This is a genomic window from uncultured Subdoligranulum sp. (genome assembly GCF_937890665.1).
The window spans coordinates 1-5,418 of the sequence record NZ_CALADU010000068.1; the positions used below are offsets into that span (position 1 = coordinate 1).

The 5,418-nt window shown below is 46.7% G+C and carries 5 protein-coding genes; 1 reads left to right on the forward strand and 4 read right to left on the reverse strand.

All coding sequences use genetic code 11. The features are described from left to right. Nucleotides 1-209, forward strand: a 209-nt coding sequence (locus tag Q0526_RS03635) for a hypothetical protein (protein ID WP_298730939.1), incomplete at its 5' end; no start/stop codon positions are given. A 796-nt stretch (nt 210-1,005) separates the two neighbouring features. On the opposite strand, the gene Q0526_RS03640 is transcribed toward Q0526_RS03635, so the two are convergent. The 4 genes from Q0526_RS03640 to Q0526_RS03655 are packed head-to-tail and all read right to left on the reverse strand — an operon-like array spanning nt 1,006 to nt 5,181. Further along, nucleotides 1,006-2,964, reverse strand: coding sequence for a DUF262 domain-containing protein (locus tag Q0526_RS03640; RefSeq protein WP_298730940.1), 1,959 nt, complete (start codon nt 2,962-2,964; stop codon nt 1,006-1,008). Then, a complete protein-coding gene (locus tag Q0526_RS03645) occupies nt 2,961-4,262 on the reverse strand; it encodes a DUF262 domain-containing protein (protein WP_200406411.1) in 1,302 nt (433 codons plus the stop codon). Before Q0526_RS03645 ends, Q0526_RS03640 begins: the two co-directional genes overlap by 4 nt. Nucleotides 4,263-4,266: 4 nt before the next feature. After that, a complete protein-coding gene (locus tag Q0526_RS03650) occupies nt 4,267-4,701 on the reverse strand; it encodes a DUF6508 domain-containing protein (RefSeq protein WP_100986813.1) in 435 nt (144 codons plus the stop codon). Between the two features lie 30 nt (nt 4,702-4,731). Further along, a complete protein-coding gene (locus tag Q0526_RS03655; protein WP_007054859.1) occupies nt 4,732-5,181 on the reverse strand; it encodes a transposase in 450 nt (149 codons plus the stop codon). Nucleotides 5,182-5,418 lie beyond the last annotated feature (237 nt).

Below are 5,418 nucleotides of genomic sequence, written 5' to 3' on the forward strand. Positions count from 1 at the left end.
GGGGCGGTTTGTTACAGAGATTGTTCGATCATTATGGTTTAGAACGAATTAACTTTGATTGTATGATACAGGATCGCAGAATTTGTAGTTTGTTGACCCTGGACAGAGAGGCCCTTACGATCCTGAGGTCTTTACAATTCCAGACTGTTTCTCCTATTAGCCGCGTTCAATGGCGCACGATGATCAGAAATAGCATCACCGCCGCATAATTTCCTCTCGCAAGATTGGATTTTCTCAGTAGTTAGTTGTACTTGATGGTTCATGATAGTTCAGAATGTTGCTGACATATAATGGACCGATACGTTGTTGGCGAGTGGCTGGCCCGGATTCAATTTGTAAGTGCAATGCTCGTCTTTGGGTGGCTTGTCCTCGACATTAGCTTGCCGAGCTCGCGGTACCAAGCCTCGTTGGGTGTTTCCCAGTCCGGGACCTTCATGGGGGGTGTCGTTGATCTCCTGGACGATGGCCTGCAGGTCGGCGTCCGTCAGGCCGTCGAGACTGGTCCTCTTGGGCAGGTAGCGGCGGATCCGTGTATGTGTTCAATAGGGAGTTGAGGTTTAGGTGTTGCGCTTCTATTTAGAACTCAGGAAAACAGCAGAAGCCTCAAAATCTTGTTTAGAGGGAGAAAACAGAATGGCGAAACCATCACGTTCTTCACCCCTCAGTCGAAGATGCATCCGCAAGGTTTTTATTGGGTTGATATTACAGAAGAACAAGCCCATGTTCTGAGCGAAACCGATAAAGCCCTTGTTGTGCTCCGCTTGAAGAGTAGGAACATCCTCATGGTAAAGTGGGAGGTTCTGAAATCATATCTAACTCAGGAATGTAAAAGATACAACGCCAATGAGTACAACCATTGGAAATTGAACATCTATACCGACCACATTAAGATCAGCGGCAACAACAGAGAAATACCCGCCAAGGTTTGGCATTTCAACGCTGAAGTGTAAAGAAAAGCCATAGCTGTCACTCTCTCGCCTGGAGTTGTCGCTATGGCTTCTTTGCTTACTCAATGTTGCAAGCTTTTTTCAAATGGCCAAGCATTTCTTCTTCATGCGCCTTGTACGCCCTTTCCTTCCAGTAAAGGCTGGCTGGTTTGTCGCCGTTTTTTTCTGTCAGTTCACTCATAATGCGAAGTTTAATACTCCCCTTGACTATCATATCCTTAAATGTACTTTTCTTTGCTTCCGGAGACATATTAGAAAATTTGGAGTTCACATTTCTCTGAATGATACAGAGATTTCCAAACTGGTCAACACCATCCTTCCATTGCTCGAATGTTCCCTCAGATGGATTCTGCGGATACCAATGCTCTACGGAATTTCTAAATTCAAAAACAAAGTCGCTGTATTTCTTCTTCTTTCCGTTCCGGTCGTCATTCCACAGCAAGTAATCCAGGTAGTTAAAGACAATATGCGGAGTATTGACACCCATCGCATACACGCCGTTCGAACAAACCTGAAAGAAGTTTTCCCTTACTGCATCAATAGCGATGTTTTCGGCAACTTTATCAAACTTTGTAATGGCATCATTTTTGATATTCTTGCAATCAGCTTCCGAAAGCCATATCAAGAGTTTGGTAATCCAGTGCATTACCTTTGGGGAAGTGTAGGAAACACGCAAGGCGGACTGCATCATAATATTGGTCTTGGTTCGCCAATCATTTGCACGTGTCCATTCTGTACGTGTCCATTCGCCGGAACGGGTGAACTCGGAGTTCCCGTAATATGCTTTCTTCTTCGATTGCTGTCCGGAAACATGCAGGCTCTTCAAGCTCCATTCGCCATCAGCGCTGTCATTTGCGTACTCTCTCTTTATGATGTACTTATCGAACAGGTATCTGGTTCTGAGCAGGCAAATAATAAACCCTCTGGCAAAATCTTCTTTGCTGTCTGCGATCCTGCCGGTATCCGTTATGCCGCAGGATACAACTCTGTTGAACGCATCAAGGAGCTTCTTATCATCCAAGAGTTCATCCACGATTTTTGAAGTTGCTATTTCATGGGTGACACCGTAAAGACTCACATAGACCTTCAGCGTATGCAGCAGGAAGTATGGAAACTCAATAACACTTTCAAAGCGAACACGCACATCACCATCCACATAGCCTTCATCATCTTCAACCTTGAAGTTCTTTTCGATCAGGTCACAGATTTTATGTCCGGTGGTTTCCTGTGTCGTTCCACTTATAGCCTTTTTGTATTTCTGCCAGCTGTTAGGCGGCATACTGTTCCATTCGGAGCCGAAAATAGCCTCTCTTACCGCATTGTTCTTGCTGATGAAGTGCATCTGCACATAGCCGGTCATATCGCTACAAGCATCCCATATCTTCGCAAACAAGCCCTTCTCAGAATCATCACTCAAATAGCTCATAAGCGTGGCCTTTAGAATGTCGTGTTGCTCTAATTGCTCACCTCTGGTGTTCATTATCTCATAATAGCGGTTCAGATCGGTATTCTCCGGAACCTCAATCCGATAGACGATAATTTTAGCCAGCTTTTCCATAAAGCTTTCCCTGTCGAAATGATCCTTTGTCAATTCGTGAGATAGTATCCTGATGCCCCTTTGGATTCCCGGTTCAATCCGATCCATATCGATCTTGCTGCGGTTTTCGAGCAGTAGTTCTTCAATGTTTCTTAGGGTATAGTTCGATTTTTCTCTACACGCAAATGTGAGTGTGGGCTTTGTTTTGATTCCAAGGCAGTTCAGCAGCAAATACAGCGAGGTAAGCCGCTGCTGGCCATCCACTACTTCATATCGTCCGAACTGCTTGGAAACGATCAAGGAGCCAATGTAGTAATTGGAGTCCTCCGCAACATCGTTAATATCCTCAATCAGCTGGGTGAGTTGCTTGTCCTCCCACGCATAGGCTCTCTGGTATAGAGGGATTATGTACTCCATATCTGTGTCGAACATATTGCCGTTTTCACCAATAATATGAAGTTCAGTTACTAATTTGCTCATTCCGCACCTCCATATCCATTGATTTCTTTGATCGTGTCATACAACAAGTTATTGGATGGGCTGTCCGGTCCTCTCCGTACCTTTATCTGCAATCCGGATATTTCGTGGTGCATCCGGGCAAAGCTGATCTTGGAGAAAATACCGATTGTGTTTGTATATCTGGAATTTTCGTCACCGATAGCGTACTTGTTTACGCTGTCAAACCCCAGGGTCTTCATATCTACACGGAGCATAAACGCCCAGGAAAATAGCTTCTTGACTGCCATTTCATCGAAGTTATGGAACTTGTCGTAATAGCAAAGCAGCGCACAATAAAACAGATTCTTCGTGTATCCGAAACCGGCAGAGCCGAACTTTACTTTGTCCATTTCTTCCGGTGTTTCTACATCCTTGCCGCCGCAGATAACCAGCTTAATCTCCTTGAAACGGGGATTGTTGCAGATCTCCGACTTAATATCCTGGAGCAGATACATATAATGCTCGACCATTTCAAAGAAGTCGTTGCCGGAAATAAATGGCTCGGTAATCTGGAAATACGGCATAGCTCGGCTTGCCCGTCGTGCGTAAGAATAGGTTGAGCTTTCTGCGATACCTTTATAGGTGTCGATTTCCTTGGCTATGAACGGTTTGCTTTTAATGCCTCGGCTCCAATTCAAGATTGGAAACAAATATAGATCAAACAGCTCTTTGATCTTCTCAGTATCCTTTGCTTCCCATTTTGTAACAGCGTGTTCCATTTCATAGGGATACTTTTTCATTTCACGGAGGTGGTACGCTTTCAGAAGGTCATGCGGGTCTAATGCCTTACCTCTTGTATTTTGTGAATCGAAAAGCTGGAACGCTTCGGTTACTTTGTCTACGCAAACAACGACGACCTCTAAAATATGCTCAAAGGCATGGATAAAGTCCCGTTTTACATCTTCGCTCTTTAGGGAGAACCACTCTCTGATAAACGCATAGTTCCTGTGAATGTTGAACTGGCTCACCTTGTTGGTGAAATCTATCTGGAGAATCGAACACTCAAATCCCGGTTCAAGGCATTGCTTTAGAAGCACCAGAGAAATGATTCTCTGCTGCCCATCCACCACATCGTAGGTGTCATTCTTTGTTCTGTGCAGGATGATCGTTCCGATACGGTATTTGAACTCAGTTCTGTATCTGTCCGCATCACTAATTGCATTGGTGATGTCTAGGAATAAATCGTCGATGTTTTGAATATCCCACTTGTACGGCCTTTGATAGTCCGGAATATTCAGATTCATGCTCAACAGTTCATTTACGCTCTTAATTTCAGCCATGCCTTTATCTCACCTCGGTTCCGCTGCCATTATCAAGTTCTTTCAGTCGCTCCAGCCATTTCCGGATACTGCCATCTTTGAAAAATCCAAGCAAAGCACCATCACAGAATCGTTCTGCCCGGACAGCTCCGGTGATCAATGCCATGATGCACTGTGCATCCAGATTCGATACATCTGCGGTGCTCATAGACTTGCTTCCCCATTTAAGGCCATTCTGATTCAGAATGTCACCGTAACGGTTCAGCTCCATGTCCTTGTTATGGTCGATAAAATCATATATATCATCGATAAAATGATACACCATATCAGAGTAGCTTACATATGGCATCTGAATTGGATGTTCGAGCGTTCCATCGTTTTCACGGTCAATAACCCAAGAGCCAAAACTATCTCCGTCAAGGATACATATATACTTGACCAGACTATCATATTTACTCATTACTTTTGAGGCTTCTGCTGTTTTCGTGGGTTAGATTGCGGGTTGTGGGAGTCGGACGTCGAGTCCGCCGCAACGGAGCATGACGAGTGCTATGAGGTTGGTGACGTGGTGGAAGCCGTAGGCCATGCGGATGGTGACCTTGATGCGGTTGTCGGACGCCTCGAGCCTGGCGTTGGAGTAGCCGAGTTGGATGGTCCTGAGGATGTCCGGGCGCCGTCTCCTGATCCTCCTCGCGAGTTCGACTATCTCGGGGATACGGTTGTGGGACGCCCAGAACACCCAATGGTTCAATTCCGTCTTGGCTTGGTCGCTCATCAGCCACGCGCACTCGGACTCGAAGTCGCGCGTGAACCGGCTGCCCGGTTCCGCCCACGGCACGGACGCGACCACGACCCCGCACCCGGGACAGTCCACGCGCGGCATCATGGCGACCAGTTCGACCCGCCAGCAGCCGAAATCCCGATGACGCCAACGACGCACGCCGCCACCTTGGTCGTAACCATGACGACGTCTGCCACAGCGGTGAGCATCGGAGCATGCCCCTGCGCGGGCGCACACGAACCTCGAGCACGGGCTCGGGGCGCAGGGGCGAATCGACGATCCGCACGGTCTCGACCACCACGCCTTTGACGTTGAGGAGCTGGTTGAATATCCTGTTCATCAGGCGCTTTGCGGTTGTTTGTTTATCTTGGTCGAAAACATCCTACCCGGAAAGCG

Coding starts and splice junctions, on each gene's coding strand:
- Q0526_RS03640 (WP_298730940.1), bottom strand. CDS start 2,964: ATGAGCAAATTAGTAACTGAACTTCATATTATTGGTGAAAACGGCAAT.
- Q0526_RS03645 (WP_200406411.1), bottom strand. CDS start 4,262: ATGGCTGAAATTAAGAGCGTAAATGAACTGTTGAGCATGAATCTGAAT.
- Q0526_RS03650 (WP_100986813.1), bottom strand. CDS start 4,701: ATGAGTAAATATGATAGTCTGGTCAAGTATATATGTATCCTTGACGGA.